Source organism: Bartonella tamiae Th239, assembly GCF_000278275.1.
Taxonomy (GTDB): domain Bacteria; phylum Pseudomonadota; class Alphaproteobacteria; order Rhizobiales; family Rhizobiaceae; genus Bartonella; species Bartonella tamiae.
This window is the reverse complement of the sequence record NZ_JH725147.1, coordinates 1,594,233-1,614,838: the sequence shown is the minus strand read 5'-3', so window position 1 is coordinate 1,614,838 and position 20,606 is coordinate 1,594,233. Positions and strand designations below refer to the sequence as shown.

16 protein-coding genes and 1 tRNA gene are annotated in these 20,606 nt (G+C 37.1%); 11 read left to right on the top strand and 6 right to left on the bottom strand.

The features are described 5' to 3' along the window. The first annotated feature begins 91 nt into the window (after window positions 1-91). The 6 genes from ME5_RS07285 to ME5_RS07260 all read left to right on the top strand — a co-directional run bounded on the left by ME5_RS07285 (window position 92) and on the right by ME5_RS07260 (window position 6,679). Entirely contained in the window at window positions 92-1,249 is a 1,158-nt protein-coding gene (locus ME5_RS07285; RefSeq protein WP_008039804.1) for a cysteine desulfurase family protein, read from the top strand. Window positions 1,250-1,422: 173 nt separating this feature from the next. Continuing rightward, window positions 1,423-2,934 carry a Fe-S cluster assembly protein SufB gene (gene sufB, locus ME5_RS07280; protein ID WP_008039802.1) on the top strand — a complete coding sequence of 504 codons (1,512 nt, stop codon included), beginning with the start codon at window positions 1,423-1,425 and terminating at the stop codon, window positions 2,932-2,934. A gap of 60 nt (window positions 2,935-2,994) precedes the next feature. Further along, entirely contained in the window at window positions 2,995-3,750 is a 756-nt protein-coding gene (gene sufC / locus ME5_RS07275; RefSeq protein WP_008039799.1) for a Fe-S cluster assembly ATPase SufC, read from the top strand. 17 nt (window positions 3,751-3,767) lie between these two features. Then, complete coding sequence (gene sufD / locus ME5_RS07270) at window positions 3,768-5,030, top strand: Fe-S cluster assembly protein SufD (protein ID WP_008039797.1); 1,263 nt, start codon at window positions 3,768-3,770, stop codon at window positions 5,028-5,030. 10 nt (window positions 5,031-5,040) lie between these two features. Continuing rightward, the gene (locus tag ME5_RS07265) at window positions 5,041-6,285 is read left to right on the top strand and encodes an aminotransferase class V-fold PLP-dependent enzyme (protein ID WP_008039795.1); all 1,245 of its coding nucleotides are present in this window, start codon (window positions 5,041-5,043) and stop codon (window positions 6,283-6,285) included. Continuing rightward, window positions 6,278-6,679: an SUF system Fe-S cluster assembly protein gene (locus ME5_RS07260; protein WP_008039793.1), complete on the top strand. Its 402-nt coding sequence runs from the start codon at window positions 6,278-6,280 to the stop codon at window positions 6,677-6,679. The genes ME5_RS07265 and ME5_RS07260 overlap by 8 nt, the downstream gene beginning before the upstream one ends. A gap of 315 nt (window positions 6,680-6,994) precedes the next feature. Here ME5_RS07260 and ME5_RS07255 read toward each other — a convergent pair. Then, a tRNA-Glu gene (locus ME5_RS07255) sits at window positions 6,995-7,069 on the bottom strand. 73 nt (window positions 7,070-7,142) lie between these two features. Then, the gene (locus tag ME5_RS07250; protein ID WP_425338813.1) at window positions 7,143-8,183 is read right to left on the bottom strand and encodes a YcbK family protein; all 1,041 of its coding nucleotides are present in this window, start codon (window positions 8,181-8,183) and stop codon (window positions 7,143-7,145) included. A gap of 413 nt (window positions 8,184-8,596) precedes the next feature. Between ME5_RS07250 and ME5_RS07245 the strand changes: the two genes are divergently transcribed. The 4 genes from ME5_RS07245 to glpX all read left to right on the top strand — a co-directional run bounded on the left by ME5_RS07245 (window position 8,597) and on the right by glpX (window position 12,649). After that, window positions 8,597-8,938: a hypothetical protein gene (locus ME5_RS07245; RefSeq protein ID WP_008039790.1), complete on the top strand. Its 342-nt coding sequence runs from the start codon at window positions 8,597-8,599 to the stop codon at window positions 8,936-8,938. Window positions 8,939-8,975: 37 nt separating this feature from the next. Then, window positions 8,976-10,169 (top strand): LL-diaminopimelate aminotransferase, encoded by a 1,194-nt coding sequence (locus tag ME5_RS07240; protein WP_008039789.1) that lies wholly within the window; start codon window positions 8,976-8,978, stop codon window positions 10,167-10,169. Window positions 10,170-10,172: 3 nt separating this feature from the next. After that, entirely contained in the window at window positions 10,173-11,495 is a 1,323-nt protein-coding gene (locus ME5_RS07235; RefSeq protein WP_008039788.1) for a homoserine dehydrogenase, read from the top strand. 164 nt (window positions 11,496-11,659) lie between these two features. Continuing rightward, window positions 11,660-12,649 (top strand): class II fructose-bisphosphatase, encoded by a 990-nt coding sequence (gene glpX, locus ME5_RS07230; protein ID WP_008039787.1) that lies wholly within the window; start codon window positions 11,660-11,662, stop codon window positions 12,647-12,649. Between the two features lie 292 nt (window positions 12,650-12,941). Here glpX and ME5_RS07225 read toward each other — a convergent pair whose 3' ends face one another. Beyond that, a complete protein-coding gene (locus ME5_RS07225; RefSeq protein WP_008039785.1) occupies window positions 12,942-14,039 on the bottom strand; it encodes a branched-chain amino acid aminotransferase in 1,098 nt (365 codons plus the stop codon). A gap of 247 nt (window positions 14,040-14,286) precedes the next feature. Here ME5_RS07225 and ME5_RS10650 point away from each other — a divergent pair, with 247 nt between their 5' ends. After that, window positions 14,287-14,448: a hypothetical protein gene (locus ME5_RS10650; protein WP_008039783.1), complete on the top strand. Its 162-nt coding sequence runs from the start codon at window positions 14,287-14,289 to the stop codon at window positions 14,446-14,448. Window positions 14,449-14,524: 76 nt separating this feature from the next. Here ME5_RS10650 and ME5_RS07220 read toward each other — a convergent pair whose 3' ends face one another. From ME5_RS07220 to ME5_RS07210, 3 genes are all read right to left on the bottom strand, one after another. Beyond that, window positions 14,525-17,410: an SPOR domain-containing protein gene (locus tag ME5_RS07220; protein ID WP_008039781.1), complete on the bottom strand. Its 2,886-nt coding sequence runs from the start codon at window positions 17,408-17,410 to the stop codon at window positions 14,525-14,527. Between the two features lie 161 nt (window positions 17,411-17,571). Continuing rightward, window positions 17,572-19,329: an arginine--tRNA ligase gene (argS, locus tag ME5_RS07215; RefSeq protein ID WP_008039780.1), complete on the bottom strand. Its 1,758-nt coding sequence runs from the start codon at window positions 19,327-19,329 to the stop codon at window positions 17,572-17,574. Between the two features lie 30 nt (window positions 19,330-19,359). Continuing rightward, entirely contained in the window at window positions 19,360-20,562 is a 1,203-nt protein-coding gene (locus ME5_RS07210) for a deoxyguanosinetriphosphate triphosphohydrolase (RefSeq protein ID WP_008039779.1), read from the bottom strand. Window positions 20,563-20,606 lie beyond the last annotated feature (44 nt).

Here is a 20,606-nt window from a genome sequence, read left to right as displayed (position 1 = left end):
GCCTAGATAGTCTGTTATGGGTGCACATTTCAAGAAAATTGCGTTAATTATTGAAAATAAAACTGAAAAATTTGATGTTTAGGATGAAATTATGTCATTGCAACGCTGTTATCTCGACTTTAATGCAACAACACCCTTGTCAGATGAAGCTCGTCTCACCCTCATTGAAGCGCTTGATTTATTTGGCAATCCCTCTTCTGTTCATCAGGAAGGACGTGCCTCAAAAGCTTTGTTACAAAAAGCTCGGCGTCAAATTGCTGATCGATTAAAGACACGTCCAGATAATGTCGTTTTTACATCAGGTGCCAGTGAAGCAGCAATGACACTTTTAACGCCTCATTTTAAGATGGGGCGTAACGACGTGTTTTTTTCTCATCTCTATATTGGATCGACGGAACACCCATGTATTTATGAAGGTGGGCGTTTTGCAGTTAATGATCGAACATACATTAAGGTGGATCAAGAAGGTCTTATAAATAAAATTGATTTGATCCAAAAGCTTGAAAATCATGATAAAAGTAAAGGTTTGCCACTGGTTGCCATCCAAGCTGCAAATGGTGAAACTGGTGTTTTGCAACCTATAAAAGAAATGGCTCAAATTGTTCAAAAATCTGGTGGTGTTCTTATCGTTGATTTGGTACAATATATTGGGAAATCTTCTGTTGATATAAACGAATTTGGAGGTGATTTTTTTATATTGGCAGCTCATAAAATAGGCGGCCCCAAAGGGGTGGGTGCTTTTGTATCTAAAGGTGAAATGTTAATGCCGATACCGCTTATCGTTGCGGGTGGGCAAGAACGTGGATTTCGCAGTGGAACGGAAGCTTTGCCTCTCATTGCATCTTTTGGCGAAGCGATGGCAAAAGAACCTTCAGATGATGAGTATAAAAAAGCGCTAAATTTGCGCCATCATCTTGAATCAAAGCTTCGTGCGCTCAGTAATGATGTGACAATTATTGCGGATAATACTCCACGATTGCCAAACACAACATATTTTTTTGTGTCTGACATTAAAGCTGAAACATTGCAAATAGGATTAGATCTTGCGGGATTTTCTGTTTCTGCTGGTTCAGCCTGCTCTTCAGGTAAAGTTAAACAAAGTAGTGTTTTAACGGCAATGGGACTTGAAATCGCTGAAGGGGCTATTCGCGTTTCAACTGGCTGGACGACAAATCTTCGGGATATTGATCGTTTCATTGAAACAGTTGAAAAATTGATTGTTCATAAAAAAATAAAAAAGACCACTTGAAATCTACTTTAGAATTGTTTTAAAAAGCAAATGATAACCTTGACTAGATTTATCATGTTTTATTATTGAAGTCTGGTTCAATTAATCCTAAATTAGACTATAAATACGTTTGTTTGCGAATAAATATAGTCGACAACTGCCGAACTTTGACCCGGCCAGGATGGAGAACGCTCATGCCTGCAGTGCAGGAAACTATCAGCCAAGTGCGTGATATTGATGTTGATCAATATAAATATGGCTTTGAAACGCATATAGAAACGGATAAGGCACCAAAAGGTTTAAACGAAGATATTATTCGCTTCATCTCTTCAAAGAAAAGTGAACCAGAATGGATGCTGGATTTGCGTCTGCAAGCATTTCGTCGTTGGTTGGATATGGTTGAACCTAAATGGGCAAAATTGAACTATCCTAAAATTGATTTTCAAGATCTTTATTATTATGCTGCACCTAAAAATCAAACTGGGCCTAAATCATTAGATGAAGTTGATCCAGAGCTTTTAAAAACATACGAAAAGCTTGGTATCCCTTTAAAAGAGCAAGAAATATTGGCAGGTGTTCGCAAACAAACAGAACCCTCAGCTATGGATGACAGTATATATTCATCGGGTCGTGTTGCTGTTGATGCTGTATTTGACTCTGTATCAGTTGTTACGACTTTTAAAGAAGAGTTAGCAAGAGCAGGCGTTATTTTTTGTTCTATTTCAGAAGCAATTCGTGAACATCCAGATCTTATAAAAGACTATTTAGGATCTGTAGTTCCTGCTGGAGATAATTATTATGCGGCATTAAATGCTGCTGTCTTTACAGATGGTTCATTTGTATATGTTCCTAAAGGTGTTCGTTGCCCTATGGAACTGTCAACTTATTTTCGGATTAATGAACGCAACACAGGACAGTTTGAGCGCACACTTATTATTGCGGATGAAGGGGCTTATGTTTCTTACCTTGAAGGCTGTACTGCACCTCAACGTGATGAAAATCAGCTTCATGCCGCAGTTGTTGAACTTGTGGCAATGAAGGATGCAGAAATCAAATATTCGACCGTCCAAAATTGGTACCCGGGAGATAAAGATGGCAACGGTGGGATCTATAATTTTGTGACCAAACGGGGTGATTGCCGCGGTGATAATTCGAAAATATCATGGACGCAAGTTGAAACTGGATCGGCTATAACTTGGAAGTATCCAGCATGTTTGTTGCGCGGTGACAACTCAAGAGGTGAATTTTATTCAATCGCAGTTTCCAATGGCCATCAACAAATTGATTCTGGAACAAAGATGATCCATTTGGGAAAAAATACATCAAGCCGTATCATTTCGAAGGGAATTTCTGCTGGATTTTCAAATAATACTTATCGCGGACAGGTGACCGCTTATCGTAAAGCGGCGAATGCAAGAAACTTCACGCAATGTGACAGCCTTTTGATAGGTAATGAATGTGGTGCACATACTGTACCTTATATTGAAGCAAAAAATGCGACAGCGCAATTTGAGCACGAAGCAACTACATCAAAAATTTCTGAGGATCAGCTTTTTTACGTGATGCAGCGCGGTATTCCTGAAGAAGAGGCGATTGCTTTGATTGTGAATGGTTTTGTGAAAGAAGTTATTCAAGAATTGCCGATGGAATTTGCTGTCGAAGCTCAAAAGCTGATTGGAATTAGTCTTGAAGGCAGTGTTGGATAAACGCCAAGCGAGGAAGTATTACGGCGTTTTCGAACGCTGCTGAAAAATAGGATTTAAACTATGTTAGAAATTAAAAATCTTCACGCACGTATTGCTGAAACTGAAACAGAAATTATTCGCGGTTTAAATCTTACCGTAAATGATGGGGAAGTGGCTGCAATTATGGGGCCAAATGGATCAGGCAAATCAACACTTTCATATATTTTAGCAGGACGTGACGATTACGAAGTTACAGAGGGAGAAATTCTTTATAATGGGCATTCTTTGTTGGATTTAGATCCTGCTGAACGTGCAGCACTGGGCGTATTTTTGGCATTTCAATATCCTATGGAAATTCCAGGTGTTGCAACAATGGAATTCTTAAAAGTGGCCATGAATTCACAGCGCAAAGCCCGTGGTGAAGAAGAGTTGAAAATTCCACAATTTTTAAAAATGGTTAAAGAAAATGCTGCAACATTGGAAATGGACATGGATATGTTGAAACGTCCCTTGAATGTTGGCTTTTCTGGCGGAGAAAAAAAACGGGCAGAAATTCTTCAAATGGCTTTATTACAACCCAATCTTTGCGTGCTGGACGAAACAGATTCAGGGCTGGATATTGATGCTTTAAAAATTGTTGCAGATGGTGTGAATGCTTTGCGAAATGAAAATCGTTCATTTTTAGTGATAACGCATTATCAGCGTTTATTAGACTACATTGTGCCTGATAGCGTTCACGTTCTTTATAAAGGTCGTATCATTAAAAGTGGTGATAAATCTTTAGCATTGCATTTAGAAAATAATGGTTATGCCGATATAATCGGCGAAGCAGCTTGATAAAAGGGAGCATAAGCGTGGATAAACAGCTCGAAATGCCCCATATATTGTCATCGCTGATAGAGTGTTATCATTCAAGTCTTGGAAGTCTTCCAGGAGGGGCATCTGTCATTTCCGCTCGTGATAATGTTATTGAACAGATGAAAGAGGTTGGGATCCCTTCTCGTAAGATTGAATATTGGCATTATACAGATCTACCAACACTTATAAAAACGATACCTGCATTTGAAAATGAAGACAAAGGCAGTGCGGTTACGCCTTTATTTTCAAAGTCTCCAATCTTTGCAACATTTAACGGAAAAACGCTTAATAATCCTCAACTAGAAGGGGTGAATTCATACCGTTTGGCCGAAGCTTTGGCGCAAGATCAGTATGTATTCAATGAAGAAATAGCTCAAGATGATTTTATTGGCCAATTAAACACGGCTTTTGTCACTGACGGTTGGCTTATAAATATAAACGCAAAAACAAATTTTGAAAATCCAATTGAGCTACAAAACATCCATACGAAAGGGCAATCGCATAGTCGTTCTCATGTTACAATTGGTGGTGATAGTAGAGTGACCATTGTTGAACGTGATTTGGGCGATGATCAACTTTCTCTCACTAGCTCTATCAACTTATTGACAATAGCCGAAAATAGTGAAGTCAGTTGGGTTATTGTGCGTGATCGTGATGATCATTCTTTACGATTTTCGAAGTTTCAATCTGTTTTGGCAAAGGGTGCAAAGCTTACTCTTTATGTTATTAATGTTGCGAGCCAACTTAACCGACAAGAAATTGAAGTCGAATTACAAGGAGAAAAATCAGATTTTCAATTGCGTGTTATTAATCTTCTTGCTGATAAAACACATAGTGATATTACGATGGTGGTGCGCCATAGTGAGGAACAAAGTACATCAAACGAAATTATTCGTAATGTCGTGACCGATCATGCAAAGGGTGCTTTTCAAGGTATGATTAAGGTTTCACAAAAAGCACAAAAAACAGATGCTCGGATGGCATGTAATAGTCTTATTTTGTCTGATTTTGCTGAATTTAATGCAAAACCAGAATTAGAAATTTTTGCTGATGATGTTGCTTGTGGACATGGCGCAACGGTTGCAGAGATTGATCACAATCATTTATTTTATCTGATGGCAAGGGGTATTCCCTTACCTTTAGCAAGAGGACTTCTTGTAAAAGCATTTGTTTCTGAATTGATTGATGATATCGCTCAGGAAGATCAGCAAGGTGTTTTAGAAAGCATCATAGATTCTTGGTTAGAGCGTAATTTATAGGAAGACAAATATGGCGGTGAATTCATCAACTATGACCTATGATGTTGAGGCAATTCGTCGCGACTTTCCCATATTACAAACAAAAGTTTATGGAAAACGACTGGCTTATCTTGATAATGGTGCGTCTGCTCAAAAGCCACAAATTGTTCTTGATACGATGAATGCGCTTTATGAAACAGGATATGCCAATGTTCATCGTGGTCTGCATTATCTATCGAATGCGGCAACGGATGCATATGAAAATGCACGCAAAATCACAGCACAATTTTTAAATTCTCCAAGCCCTGACACTATCGTTTTTACGAAAAACGCCACTGAAGCGATTAATACAGTTGCCTATGGTTGGGGCATGCCTCATATAGGAAAAGATCAAGAGATCGTTATTACTATTATGGAACATCATTCTAATATTGTTCCATGGCATTTTATCAGAGAAATTAAGGGGGCAAAGCTCGTTTTTATTCCCGTGGATGAAAATGGTGCCATTGACTTGGAAGCGTTTCAAAAAGCTTTATCTGATCGTACACGCATGGTCGCAATAACGCATATGTCGAATATGCTAGGCACCATTCTTCCGATAAAAAAAATGATTAAAATTGCGCATGAGCATGATATTCCAGTTTTGATTGATGGTGCACAAGGTGCAGTTCATTTGCCAGTTGACGTACAAGATCTTGATTGTGATTGGTATGTTATGACGGGTCATAAATTATATGGACCAACGGGTATTGGTGTTCTTTATGGAAAAAAAGAACGCCTTGAGGCCATGCGTCCATTTCAAGGTGGCGGTGAAATGATCGAAGAAGTACGGATGGATAGCGTAACGTATAATGCGCCACCACATCGTTTTGAAGCAGGTACTCCACCGATCGTTGAAGCTGTTGGATTGGGTGCTGCTCTTAAATATATGATGCAAATAGGAAGAGAATCATTATTTTTGTATGAAAAAGCACTTGCACATTATGCTCATGACAAGCTCTCTAAGATTGAAAATGTGCAAATTTTCGGTAATGCACCCGATAAGGGTGGAATATTTTCCTTTAATATTAAGAACATTCATGCGCACGATGTTTCTATGTATATAGATCGACAAGGTGTTGCTATACGTGCGGGAACGCATTGTGCTCAACCTTTATTACAACGGTTTGGAGTCTCATCAACATGTCGTGCTTCATTAGCAATGTATAATAATTATGATGATATTGACCAATTGGTTGATGCCATTGAGAAGGCAAGGATTTTTTTTAATGACTGATGCTTTGAACACTGTATGTGCTGCTGAACCAGTGGGTTCATGGAATGGTGAGGTGCAACCTTATATTTCAACGATTCCTGCTGCTGAGCTTGATCGTTTAACTGATGATATCATAGCCGCTTTGAAAACAGTTTACGATCCAGAGATCCCTGCTGATATTTATGAGTTGGGACTGATTTATCGTATCGATATTGAAGACGATCGCTCCGTGAAGATTGATATGACCCTGACGGCACCAGGCTGTCCTGTTGCTGGTGAAATGCCAAGTTGGGTAGAAAATGCAGTCAGCGCAGTAGAAGGCGTTGCTTTTGTCGAAGTCAACATGACATTTGACCCCCCTTGGACGCCTGAACGTATGTCTGAAGAAGCGCAAGTTGCTGTTGGATGGTATTAGAAGAATTCTATAAACAAAATTGGCAAAAGAATTATAACGCTGAATTTAGTGATTTAGGATAGAAATATGCTCATCCATTTCTTTATAATTATAAAATCATTATAATTACCTCAATATATAGTAACCCTAGTAATGTAACAATGAATGTTATTTTATGAATAAACAATAATTTGCTCAGTACTTATTTGTAAAACGTAATATAATATCTTTTATTAAAACGCTATAAAGCAAATATTCTAAATCTTTTATGACAATCGTTTTTTAAATGCGTTCGATTTGCCATTTCAATCAATAAATATAAATTTAAAAAAATACTGGTACGCCCAAGGGGAATCGAACCCCTGTTTCCGCCGTGAAAGGGCGGCGTCCTAACCGCTAGACGATGGGCGCGGACCAGTGAAAGGGCTTATAGAGAGGTTAGTTTTTCTTCGCAAGCCCTATAATCAATTTTTTTTAAAAAAAATCATTTTTTTGCTGAACAACTCCAATTCCAGTCCCGTTTTGGTCCGATATCGACATGGATAGATTGGTGGCAATACGTGCCAACTCCACCGCGTCCTGGTAAACGGCGAACATAATTGGCAACTTCCATCTTATTAACTCCAGGTACTTGTATATCGGCGGCAGAACAAGACATATGAAGAGATCTTTTTGCGCCATTAACTTTGCGATTGTGCGATGGGCTGCGATAACCTGATGTAATAATGACGGGTTTTCCGAATCGTCTTTCAACGTTTTTTAATAAGGTAATAAGTTGTGGTTTAAGACAGGCAACTTCAACATCTTTACGTGCAACTTTTAATCCATTAGGTAAAGAACGACCGTAAATACCGACAGAAGCAAGTGTGTATACAGTATCTGAATCGCTTTCATTCGCATCAATATCTGTATCATCATATTGTGTGGTTCTATGTTGTATGACAATTCCTGCATTAGGACGTACACCGGGTAGTTCATCATTATAGTCACGAGGACCTTTTTTTAGTGGTTCTGCAAGAGCTAAGGTATCTTTTTGGATATTTGGTGACTGCGGTTTGTTTCCTTTGTTTTGTCCAAAAAGACGCATAATGCTACCTTGTTTTTGACTGTTTTGATTGCGAACTGGTGTTATTTGAACGTTTTCATCGTTGGTTTTATCAGTTGATGGTGCTTCACTGCCTAATAATGTATTGTTCATAGTTTTATTATCACGCATATCATTGGATAATTGATCATTTTTAGATTCAATATTTTTTTGTTGCAAAGTTGGATTCTTAGCTTTGCGACTAAATGAAAATAAAGATGTTCTTTTTGGAGGGGACGAATCAGTCTGCATAGTGTGATCGTCTACATGAGACGCATCTGTCGTAAGAATTGATTGCTCCATATCATCTGTTTGATTTTGATCCGGCGTGGTTATTTGTTCATTTGTAGCCGTTTTTTGTAATGTGTTGTCATCAGAGAAATGTGTTGTTTGATCTGAGCTTTTAATATTTTTTTGCTCAGATTGTGCTATCTCGATCATTTGATCAGAGAGGCTTTGTGAAGTTGTGCAGCCATTTAGCATAGAAAGAGCGAAAAAACTGACACATCCTAAAAAAAAGTGACGACATGAAAGTTCATGTGTTTTCCTTTTTAAGCGACGATGGAATATTATCGTAAGCAAAAACAATCTCTCATTCATAAAAATATCACTAAATTTTAAATAATTATTGCAGCATAAAGTCTTTAGCTGTGCCTGTAAAATATAATGTTTCTTCATTCAATGGCGTATATAATATTACAAAAAGGCTTAATATATCTATTTTACGTTTCTTTTATGATTCATTTTTAATTTGTGTTTAAAAACTGGGTTTAGACTAAATATCCTCTCTTGACCTTGGCACGTTAATAGCTGAATGATATAAAAATTATAGATGTTTGCAGGAATAAATACATATGTTTAAGCCATCAATTTTGGCACGTGGAGTTAGCCTTTGTGTGTTTGGATTCGTGATTGTCGGTTGTGCTCGGGGAACAGAGTTTGCCGTGACGGATCAACCGGGTGCAAATCGTCAAGGTCAATACCCGAAGTTTACAATCAGGCCCAAAGCAGCAACAGAACAATTTTCGGAAGAAGAACGCCAAAAATTGACCGAAAGTCTTGATAATAAAGCACGCGCTCTTAGGAATGTGTCAAGTCCTTCTATGCAACCAGCCTTGAATCAATCAAAAACAAAGGAAGATGCTTTGCGAGAAGCTGAAGAAACTTTGCGAAAAATTGAGCAAGGTGAACAATAAAGAATGTCAAAATTTTTTTTACTTAATGGATCCGTAAATGTCGGAAGATTTTCATAAAATTCGTCGCTTACCACCTTATGTTTTTGAACAGGTTAATCGTTTAAAAGCAGCAGCTCGAGCGCGTGGTGCTGATATTATTGATCTTGGAATGGGAAATCCTGATCTTCCAACACCACAAAAGGTGATTGATAAACTCACAGAAGTTGTGCAAGATCCGCGCACTCATAGATATTCAACCTCACGCGGCATTCCAGGGTTGCGTCGTGCCCAAGCAAATTATTATAAACGCCGTTTTGGTGTTGATCTTGATCCTGATACGCAAATCGTGGCCACATTAGGCTCAAAAGAAGGTTTTGCAAATATGGCACAAGCCATAACGGCGCCTGGCGATGTTGTTTTATGTCCTGACCCAACTTATCCTATCCATTCTTTTGGATTTATTATGTCTGGTGGTGTTATTCGTTCTATGCCTGCCACGCCTGGTGAAGAATTTATGAGAGCTTTAGAGCGTTCCGTAAAACACTCGATTCCCAAACCAATTGCTGTTATTCTTAATTATCCTTCTAATCCAACTGCATATGTTGCGGATTTAGATTTTTATCGTGATATTGTGGCTTTTGCTAAAAAACATGACATCATTTTGCTATCAGATCTTGCCTATGCTGAAATATATTTTGGGACAACACCACCACCTTCTGTTTTGGAAATTCCCGGTGCTATTGATGTAGCAGTTGAATTTACTTCAATGTCTAAAACTTTTTCCATGCCGGGTTGGCGCATGGGATTTGCGGTTGGTAATGAACGACTAATCGCAGCCCTTACGCGGGTGAAATCATATCTTGATTATGGAGCATTTACACCCATTCAAGTTGCTGCGACAACAGCCTTTAATGGTAGTGGCTCTGATATAGAATATGTCCGTGAAACTTATCGCAAGCGCCGCGATGTTATGGTTGAAAGTTTTAAACGTGCAGGTTTTTACGTTCCCCCCCCAGAAGCAACGATGTTTGCTTGGGCGCCGATTCCTGAAAAATATAAACATCTTGGATCTTTGGAATTTTCAAAGCTTTTAATCGAAAAGGCTGATGTTGCTGTGGCACCTGGAGTGGGTTTTGGTGAGCATGGTGATGATCATGTTCGCATTGCACTTGTAGAAAATGAACATCGGTTAAGGCAAGCGGCTCGTAATATAAAACGTTTTTTTTCAAATAATGAACATGAGGCAATATAGGTTATGTCAGATCCTTTAAAGGTGGGTGTTTTAGGATTAGGAACGGTTGGGAGTTCTGTCGTTCGTCTTCTTGAAGAAAAACAAGAGTTGCTGAAAAGTCAATGTGGACGACCAGTAAACGTTGTTGCTGTAAGTGCTCGTGATAAAAAGCGTGATCGTGGAATAAACCTTCAAAATATAGAGTGGTTTGATGATCCACTTTCACTGGCAATTAGTGATAAAGTTGATGTTATTGTTGAATTAATTGGTGGTGAAGAGGGTATCGCACGCGCCTGTGTTGAAAGTGGTTTAAAAAAAGGACATCATGTTGTTACAGCTAATAAAGCTTTATTAGCAAAGCATGGTGTTGCTTTAGCAAAGATTGCAGAAAAAAAAGGGGTTCTTCTTAATTTTGAAGCAGCGGTTGCTGGTGGAATTCCAGTTATAAAGGCTATGCGTGAGTCTTTAACAGGAAATACTATTTCGCGTGTTTATGGTATTTTGAACGGAACCTGCAATTACATTTTAACGCGTATGTTAAATGAGTGCATGTCATTTAAGGATTGTCTTATAGAAGCACAAAAACTTGGTTATGCAGAAGCTGATCCCACTTTTGATATAGAGGGTCATGATACTGCTCATAAGTTAGCTTTATTGACGAGTTTAGCTTTTGGAAGTGTCATTTCTCTTGAAAATATATATAGAGAAGGTATTAGCAATATATCATTAGCAGATATTCAGGCTGCAGACGATCTTGGATATAGAATAAAACTGCTTGGCGTTGCTTTAAAAACGCATACTGGCATTGAACAACGTGTGCATCCAACTATGGTGCCAACATCTTCTGTCATTGCGCAAGTTCAAGATGTTACAAATGCAGTCTCTATTCAAACAGATTTGTTGGGAGATTTGCTTTTATCTGGACCCGGGGCAGGGGGTGATGCAACAGCTTCAGCTGTAATTGGAGATATTGCTGATATTGCAAAAGCAAGGCCTGGATTTCAAAATGGTCCTGTTTTTGGACGTCCCGCTGTGATGTTAAACCCTTATAAGAAAGCACGTATGCGCGCTCATGCAGGGGGGTATTTCATTCGTTTAACCGTTCACGATAGAGCGGGTGTTTTTGCAACTGTTGCAAAACGTATGGCTGATAATCAAATCTCATTGGAATCTATAGTTCAACGTCCTATGGAAAAGGATTGTTTACCAAACACCAAAACCATTATATTGGTCACCCATGAAACAACTGAAGCTGCTGTTCGTAAAGCGCTTTTAACAATTACAGAAGATGGCCATTTAATTGATAAACCCCAAATGATTAGAATTGAAAGACCGAGTTCTGCTTAATACTAAAAAAATATTTTCCTGCTTATTTAGCAAAAATTGGTTAATCTGGAAAATATAAGCCATACCCCTTGTCAGTGGCTATTGTCTTTGGCAAAAGAGGTATTCTTGATATCACATCATAGTGTGGTATTTATTTATCATGTTAATTCGTTAGGATTCTTCTTATGCCAAAAACAGCTGAACAAAATTCTCGCGGTCTTGATCGTATTTTAACTCTCGAACTTGTACGTGTTACGGAAAGAGCAGCCGTGGCGGCAGCACGTATAAGAGGTCGTGGTGATGAAAAAGCTGCCGATCAGGTAGCTGTTGATGGTATGCGTAAGGAACTTAACCGTTTGCCAATTGATGGTACAGTGGTGATTGGTGAGGGGGAAAGAGATGAAGCGCCAATGCTTTATATTGGTGAAAATGTCGGAACAAAAAAGGGTCCTGCCGTTGATATTGCCCTTGATCCTTTAGAAGGAACAACAATTTGTGCAAAAAATTTACCCAATGCTCTTGCCGTTGTTGCTATTGCTGAAAAAGGCAATTTGTTAAATGCTCCAGATGTTTATATGCAAAAAATTGCAATAGGACCGGGCTATGCTGAGGGTACAGTTGATTTGGATGCTTCTCCTACACAAAATATTCGTTCATTGGCAAAGGCTAAAGGTGTTGATGTTCGTGACATCACAGCTTGCATTATGGATAGACCTCGTCATGAAAAAATGATTGAAGAAGTCCGTAGTCTTGGTGCTTCGATCCGTCTTATTGATGATGTTGATATTGCTGCAATTATCCATACAACGGATCCAGATGAGACAGGTATTGATATTTTTATGGGGATTGGTGGCGCGCCCGAAGGCGTATTGGCATCTGCGGCATTGCGTTGCCTTGGTGGGCAATTGCAGGGCCGACTTATCTTGGATACTGATGAAAAAATAGCCAGAGCGGCAAAAATGGGAATTTCAGAACCAAATAAAATTTATACAAAAGATGAAATGGCAAAAGGTGATGTCTTATTTGCTGCGACTGGTGTTACCGATGGTAATTTGCTTTCTGGTGTTAAGTTTACACGCAATTATATCCAAACAGAAACAATTGTTATGCGGTCTCATTCTGGTACTGTTCGTACAATTAAAGCGCGTCATCAAGATCATGAAAAATTTCAGTAAGGTCATTTTATCGATTTCATTAATAAGTTGAAACAATAAAAAATAAAAGTTATGAGGCGGCATATTTATATAATATGCCGTTTTTTATCGTATATAAAAAGACTGAAAGAATTCGATTAGTCTTTTTTAACTTATTTTTTAATCTTTGTTTTAATGAGAATAAAACGCGAATAATTAATATAAGTATATTATTTCATAAGTAAGCAGAACCTATCAAATGTCGTCTCAGAGACTTGAGAGTTTTTAAATACGAAATAATAATATGAACTATTGACGATTGATTGGACCAAAATTAAATTTCTTTCACCCAACCGTATTTATCTTGTTTTTCACCTGTTTGAATGCTGACCAATTCTTTTTTTATGTTTTGTGTGATGAGTCCACCCTCACCATTACCAATGATAGTCTCACCATCTTTATATTTAAAGCATCCTATAGGAGTTATAACAGCGGCCGTACCACAGGCAAATACCTCTTTTAAATATCCACTTTTTGCATCTTGCTTAAGATTATCAAAGGAATATGGACGTTCTTCAACGATTAAATTTTGATCTCGGGCAATTTTTAAAATAGCATCCCGTGTAATACCAGGAAGAATTGTGCCATCAAGTGGTGGTGTTATGAAATGATTATCTTGAGTAATAAAACACACATTCATGCCTCCTAATTCTTCGATCCATTTGTGTTCTATAACATCAAGAAAAAGAACTTGATCGCATTTATTTGCGTAGGCATTGTTTTGTGCCAATAGACTAGAAGCGTAATTTCCACCGCATTTTGCCGACCCTGTTCCTCCTGGTCCTGCACGACTATATTCTGTTTCAAGCCAAACATTGACTGCTGCCGATCCATTTTTAAAGTAAGTTTCGACAGGTGAGGCTATGACACAAAAAATATAGTTTTTTGCGGGTCTTACTCCCAAGAAATTTTCATTTGCAAACATAAAGGGACGCAAATAAAGGCTACTATTGGGTGTATTCGGAATCCATAATTTATCAATATCAACAAGCTTGTAAATCGCTTCTAAAAACATTTCTTCAGGTATTTGCGGCATGGCAAGACGTTTGGCAGATTGTTGTAGACGCTTGGCGTTTTCTTCAGGGCGAAATAATAACACACGACCATCTTTAGCTCTATAAGCTTTTAAACCTTCAAAAACTTCTTGTCCGTAATGTAAGACCGCGCTTGCAGGGTCGATTTCAAAAGGTTTTTTTGCACTTATTTGTGCATTATGCCATCCTTTTTCTTCTGACCAGTCTGCTCGCGCCATGTGATCTGTAAATACCTGACCAAAACCAGGGTTTTTTAACAATTCGCTGCGTTGTGTATCTGTTAATGAAGATGTATTTTTTTGTATTGTAAATGAAATGTTTGGGTTAGACGTTGTCATTTTTTAAGCCTTATATATAAATCTCTTTTAATAAAATTGTGTCTATTAAAGAGCCTTAGCTGTTTACTTTAATGTTTGTAGGCTTCGTGTGTCAATAAAATCTACAATAGCGTTTATCAATTGGATTTGATCGTATTTTTTATTAAAAGTTGTCTTTATAGGAACTTTCTGTCGTTTTGTTCATTTTTGCAAATTAAATAAAATAAATGAAGCTGCGATTGTGACTTTTTAATAAAAAGGTGATAATATGATAATACCGAAAAATAAAAATTTTCAAAAAAACGAAACATCTCGTACAAAAGATGATGAAATAAAAGAAAAATCGGTAATAAGATCTATGATACCTATTATTGGTACGATTGTCGTACTTATTGTTGCAATTGGAATAACTGATATATTTTTTAAATAATCTGTGATGACTCCAAAATCTCGCATTGTTTGAAAAAATGTTTTATTATTTTTAAAAAACTTTAAATAATTTTAACCTAGCGCCCAACAAAACACGTACCATGAGCCTCTTTAATTTTTTGGCAGACCAAAATGGCGTTATCTCTAGGACCCACTTGAATTCTCACGCGATAATAAGTTCCTCTACCAGGTATTTCTGCCGATTCTATGTTCATTGGCAAATTTCCTATAATTGTATTATATTGGGATTTTGCTTTATTAAGAGATGTTTGTGCGAGATTTTGTGTAGGGTGCGACGCAATCTGGACATAGTACCCTCCTGAAGTATTGGATGAAGATGTATTTTCACTTGCATCATTTGCTTGTGATGTCGTTTGATTATTTTGTTGTGGTGGTGTCGTTGTCGTTTGCGTCACTTGTTGTGAGTTACCAGTATGTGATGCATCAGCTATAATACCTTGTGTATTTTGTTGATTTATAGAAGAAATATGAACATTTGTATTTGTTCCATTTGAAATCGTATTATTAAGAATTGCGTTAGCTGAGACTTGGTTATTTGTTTGTGTAGTAATTATTTTATTATCATTTAATGGATTTTGAGGTGTATTGTTTTCAACAACAGGTGACACTGATGAGACCGTTCCATCTGGATTGACTGTAACAGTTTGAACTTCACGTGTGGGAACCGTTTGATTTGATGCTGCAGCTATAGCGTCTTCAATGTTTGACGGATCCATATAAGAGTCATCTGTTTGTGGGACTTGTTCGTTTAATGCTGCGAGATCTTCTGGTGTTTCTGATTTGTCTATAAGAGAATTTTGTGTTCCAATCGTTGACGTTTCTAATCCAGTCGCTTGATTATAAACGTCCTGATTATTTGCCGCATTGTTTTGAGCTTGTGTTGTATCATTATGAACTTTAATTGGGGTCTGGTCAGCTTGGATTATCATTGCTGAATCTGTATTATCAGATGATGAGAAAAATTTAGAAGCTGCATATGCGACACCAATAACAAGCAAAAAGATTACACTTCCGAGCACTACTTTTCGTGTCGTTGAAGTTTTTGTTAAATGAGCTGGTATGAAATCCACTTCTGCATGATTTATCGCGTCTTCAAAATGCGGAAATTGACCAAAAGAATCGGCTGTATTTGTTTCGTAGTTTTCGTCATGACCAATTTCAAATTTTATTTGACTTTCTTCAAAATCATTATTTTGCTCAAAAGTTGTTTCTTGATAAAATTCGTTTTGGTATGAAGTGTCTGTATGAGTTTGTTCTAATGGTGTTGTTCTGTTGCCAACGCTAAATACTTCAGAAAACTCATTTTCAAAGTCGTCATGTGATGGTCTTTGTAATTCTTCTTCATAAGAAATATTTGGTAAATCAGGTATTTCAGTTGTTTCAACAATGTTATCAGCAAATTTATATGTATCAACATCAGGAATAGAATTGTCTGGGAGGGGCAATTCAGTCGATGGATTTAATGGTTCTGAAGCTACAAAAGATTGATTTTGTTTCGACTGAGAAAAACTAGAGTGATGATTTTCGTCTTGTAATGGCTCAAATGTATCTTCATTAGCATCAACTTTCAAAGACATAGAAAGTTCAGCGATCAATTCATTGTCTGTTTCCAAATTGGAATTTTGATCTGTTTGTTGAAAATGTTCATTTGCTCTATAAGTTTCTGGTTGTTTAAAATATGATGTATCATTGTTTGATGGCGATAAGGTTTCAGATGCAAATGATTGGTCATATGATTCAGGTGTTTTTTTATCATTTGAATCGTTATTTTCATAATTACTCATATCAGAAAATATATCATCAAAACCAAATGGATCTTCTTCATCAAGCAAAACGTTAACTTCAGACTGAGAAATGTTTTGGTGATCTGTAGATAGTGTTTCTTTTTCAAATGTAAGATCAAAATCTTCTTCAAACGAGAATGTATCCAATGACTTTTGATCGTTGTTTGTATCTAAAAGAGAAGTCTCATTTTCAACTGGCAAAGGATCTGTTAAAAGTAAATTTTCAAGCTCAGTATCGAAACTGTCTTCATTTTCTATGTCTGTAATATCATTACTATGATCTGTTTGTGTATAATTATGATTAGATTGTTTCAAATCAGCATTATAATTAAAATCTTTAAATATTTTATTTTGATGAACTTCATCGTCTTTTAGACCTTGAGCGACGAAATTATCAAATGCATCGTCGTTAAAAAAAGATTCAGCATCATTTAAATTTTCATCATCATTGTGATCTTTTGTATCTTCATTAAAAGATAAAAATAAATCTTCTTCATCAGCGACATTAAATGAAAATTCAGTAAATTCAGATTTTTCAGTGTTTTCTTTAGAATTTGAAGAATATATATTTGTTTTAGTGCTGTGTTCTTGAAAATTATGAATATCATCTAAAGGAAATGATGAGGATATTTTTTGGTACGAAATTTTTTCATCAGTGTTATTGTTATATAGAGGAGAATGATCAGATTCCTCGTTTAATTCCATTTCAGTGCTTTTAAAACGCGTTTTTGGCGTGAAAGAAGGCATATCATAAAGTTCATCAAAAGAACTATCAATAGTTTTTTTTGTTTCTTCTGCGTGATGAGTTGAAGATGTATATGCATCAGATGAATGATCAAGTGTTCGTTCACTGTCAGTGATGTTTTCAGATTCAAATGGAAGGTCAGCGTTTAAGCTTTCTTCTAAATCCATTTCCAAAAAGGATAAATCAAACTCATCCGTGAGATCATTGTCTGATAAAACAGCTTCGTCAGTCGATACATTCTCATCATTTTCTTGCAATGTGGGATGAAATGAAGATTCATCCGTATCGTCATCAGATGCATCTGAAGGGTTTGTGCGCTCAAAGTCAAACAAACGCGTAAGTTCCAAAAGTGGATCATTATCTTTTGGTACTTGCCCGGTTGAACGGGAGGTGTTGCGATCATTCTCTGTCATAGTGTTTCTCACATACTCGCTAGCGCAATTGCGCCTTCACTGCATTGTGCCAAACGTTGAGCAAATTTTCTGTGTCTAATATCCTAAGCGACACCCAACAGATAGATTTAAATCAACGTGCAAACAGCAATATAAATGATCGCATTTACATATTCGTTAATTTATCGCATTTCTGATGGAGCATCTGCTCCAATAATTTGAAGCCCCGATGACAGCACATCTGACACAGCCTGAATCAGTCCCAATCTGGCTAATGACAATTGTGTATCGTTAAGCTTGATAAAACGTAAACGCTCATTATCTACTCCTTTATTCCATTGGCTATGCAAGGCAGAGGCCAGATCGTAAAGGTAAAATGCTAGTCTATGCGGCTCATGATGAAGAGCGGCAAGTTCAATAATTCTTGGATATTCCGCCAATTTTTTAATAAGCGCTATTTCACTTTCATCTGAAATCAAATGGATATTTGTTTTTAATGCGTCAAGTGAAGGCTCTTTTATATCCAATAATTCTTGGGCTTTTCGAAAAGCAGAATGACAGCGCGCGCACGCATATTGAACATAAAATACTGGATTATCCTTTGATTGTTCTGTGACTTTCGTAAAATCAAAATCAAGGGGTGCATCAGATTTACGATATAACATCATAAAACGAACTGGATCACGCCCAACTTCGTCAACCACATCTCTTAATGTCACAAACGAACCTGCACGTTTTGACATACGAACAGGTTCTCCGTCGCGATATAATTTTACGAGTTGGCATAAAATTGCTGTTAATTGAGCGTTTCCACCAGAAATTGCCCTTGCAACAGCTTCCAATCTTTTGACATATCCACCATGATCTGCGCCTAAAATATATATCATTTCCTTAAAATGACGATCATATTTATTTTTAAAATATGCAACATCCGCTGCAAAATAAGTGTAAGATCCGTCTGATTTTATTAATGGACGATCTTGATCATCTCCCACGTCAGTCGAGCGAAACAATGTTTGTTCACGATTTTCCCAATCTTCTGGCATTTGACCCTTTGGTGGTGGTAAAGTGCCTTTATAGACATATCCATTTAATGTAAGATCATTAATTGCATTTCGGATGAGCTTTTCATTATCCTTATGCAAAGAACGTTCGGAAAAAAAGACATCATGATGAATATTTAAAGTTGCAAGATCATCACGGATCATAGACATCATTGCTTCAATCGAACGGTCTTTCAAAAGAGACAAACGTTCATCCTCAGCCATATTGATTAATGTGTCACCGAATTCGTTTGCCAGTGATTTCCCTAATTGAATAAGATAATCACCTGGATAAAGACCATTCGGTATTGAACCAATATTTTCACCTAATGCTTCTTTATACCGCAAAAAAACAGATTGTGCCAAAACCTCAATCTGACCTCCCGCATCGTTAATATAATATTCCTTAACAACATCATATCCTGAAAAAGCGAGTAGATTTGCTAAAACATCTCCGATAACCGCACCTCTGCAATGCCCAACATGCATTGGGCCAGTTGGATTTGCAGATACATATTCCACATTGACCTTTTTATTGGCACCCATTGTAGAGCGACCATAGTTTAATCCTTTATCAAGAATATCACCAAGTGTCAGGCGCCAAAATTCATCATTCAGTTGAAGATTAATAAACCCCGGACCAGCAATTGTAACGGATTGAATTTGGGGATCGTTCTTTAATAATGGGACAATTTTTTGGGCAAGCATACGCGGATTCATGCCAACAGATTTGGATAAAACCATTGCAGCATTTGTTGATAAATCACCATGAGAAGAATCTCTAGGAGCTTCAACAGTGATACGATCCAAATTTAAAAAACCACCATTTGTATCTTTAATATCAGAGTCTTGTAATAATTTTTTAATTTTATTTTCGAAGATATTAAATATGTTCATTATAGAAATCCGTTTAATTACAACTGTCTTTTAAGCCAGGTTTGACGCTTGATGAAACAAACGTTGATAGTGACGTAAAGCAAAATTGTCCGTCATGCCAGATAAAAAGTCTGATATAATTCGCGCAAGATCAATTTCTTGAGCAACCATCGCTTTTTCATGCCATTCTTCACTCATAGCGGAAGGATCTTTCATAAAATATTGAAAAAGAGAAGTTACAATATTTTCTGCTTTTATACGATCAGATTGAACTTTTTGATGAAAATAAAGATTATCAAAAAGAAATTTTTTTAAAATTTTTTCTTTTTTCGATAATCCTTTCGAAAAAACGACAGTAGGTTCTGTCGCACGATAAACATCAGTGATATTTATAAAATTGTATTTCGTAATATTTTTTAAAGCTTGAGTGATAACATCTTCAACCATTAAAGTGATAAGCCGTCTTACCAATTCATATCCTATTTTTGTATCATCAAGTGTGGGGTGGTCAGAATGTATTTCATTTAAAATATCAGATAATATAGGAACGTCTTCAAGTTGATGAAGTGTGAGAAGATGAGCACGTAAACCATCATCAATATCATGCGCGTTATAAGCAATGTCATCAGCAATGGCGGCACATTGTGCTTCAAGACTGGCAAATGTATCCAAATGTAAATCAAAATTTGCATTGAATATTTTTATATCATCATGAAGAGTAGAATGATGTGTATATTTACCTATTAAAGGACCATTATGTTTTACTAACCCCTCCAAGGTTGCCCAAGTTAAATTGAGACCATCAAACATTGGATAACGATTTTCAAGTTTTGTTACAATGCGTAACCCTTGTACATTATGATCAAACCCGCCATAGGGTTTCATCATGGCATTGAGTGCATCTTCGCCTGCATGTCCAAATGGCGTATGCCCAAAGTCATGAACAAGAGCAATAGCTTCAGCAAGATCTTCATCAAGCTTTAATGCGCGTGCAATGGCGCGTGCAATTTGTGAGACCTCAATAGTATGCGTAAGGCGTGTACGATAATGATCTCCTTCATGTGCGATAAAAACTTGTGTTTTATGTTTTAACCGACGAAATGCGTTGGAATGAATGATACGATCACGATCGCGTTGAAAGGGGGTGCGTGTTAAACTTTCTTTTTCTACAATTAGACGTCGAGCATTCTTATTGGGATCACTTGCATAAGGTGCACGCGTTGTATAACCAAAGCCAATTTTATCAATATCCATTGCAAGTTTTCCTATCACGTCTTAAATTTAACGTATATCGAAAT

Excerpts from the sequence above, each read along its gene's own strand:
- ME5_RS07285 (WP_008039804.1), top strand. The coding sequence starts at position 92 with ATGTCATTGCAACGCTGTTATCTCGACTTTAATGCAACAACACCCTTG.
- sufB (WP_008039802.1), top strand. The coding sequence starts at position 1,423 with ATGCCTGCAGTGCAGGAAACTATCAGCCAAGTGCGTGATATTGATGTT.
- sufC (WP_008039799.1), top strand. The coding sequence starts at position 2,995 with ATGTTAGAAATTAAAAATCTTCACGCACGTATTGCTGAAACTGAAACA.
- ME5_RS07265 (WP_008039795.1), top strand. The coding sequence starts at position 5,041 with ATGGCGGTGAATTCATCAACTATGACCTATGATGTTGAGGCAATTCGT.
- ME5_RS07260 (WP_008039793.1), top strand. The coding sequence starts at position 6,278 with ATGACTGATGCTTTGAACACTGTATGTGCTGCTGAACCAGTGGGTTCA.
- ME5_RS07250 (WP_425338813.1), bottom strand. The coding sequence starts at position 8,183 with ATGATCGAGATAGCACAATCTGAGCAAAAAAATATTAAAAGCTCAGAT.
- ME5_RS07245 (WP_008039790.1), top strand. The coding sequence starts at position 8,597 with ATGTTTAAGCCATCAATTTTGGCACGTGGAGTTAGCCTTTGTGTGTTT.
- ME5_RS07240 (WP_008039789.1), top strand. The coding sequence starts at position 8,976 with ATGTCGGAAGATTTTCATAAAATTCGTCGCTTACCACCTTATGTTTTT.
- ME5_RS07235 (WP_008039788.1), top strand. The coding sequence starts at position 10,173 with ATGTCAGATCCTTTAAAGGTGGGTGTTTTAGGATTAGGAACGGTTGGG.
- glpX (WP_008039787.1), top strand. The coding sequence starts at position 11,660 with ATGCCAAAAACAGCTGAACAAAATTCTCGCGGTCTTGATCGTATTTTA.
- ME5_RS07225 (WP_008039785.1), bottom strand. The coding sequence starts at position 14,039 with ATGACAACGTCTAACCCAAACATTTCATTTACAATACAAAAAAATACA.
- ME5_RS10650 (WP_008039783.1), top strand. The coding sequence starts at position 14,287 with ATGATAATACCGAAAAATAAAAATTTTCAAAAAAACGAAACATCTCGT.
- ME5_RS07220 (WP_008039781.1), bottom strand. The coding sequence starts at position 17,410 with ATGACAGAGAATGATCGCAACACCTCCCGTTCAACCGGGCAAGTACCA.
- argS (WP_008039780.1), bottom strand. The coding sequence starts at position 19,329 with ATGAACATATTTAATATCTTCGAAAATAAAATTAAAAAATTATTACAA.
- ME5_RS07210 (WP_008039779.1), bottom strand. The coding sequence starts at position 20,562 with ATGGATATTGATAAAATTGGCTTTGGTTATACAACGCGTGCACCTTAT.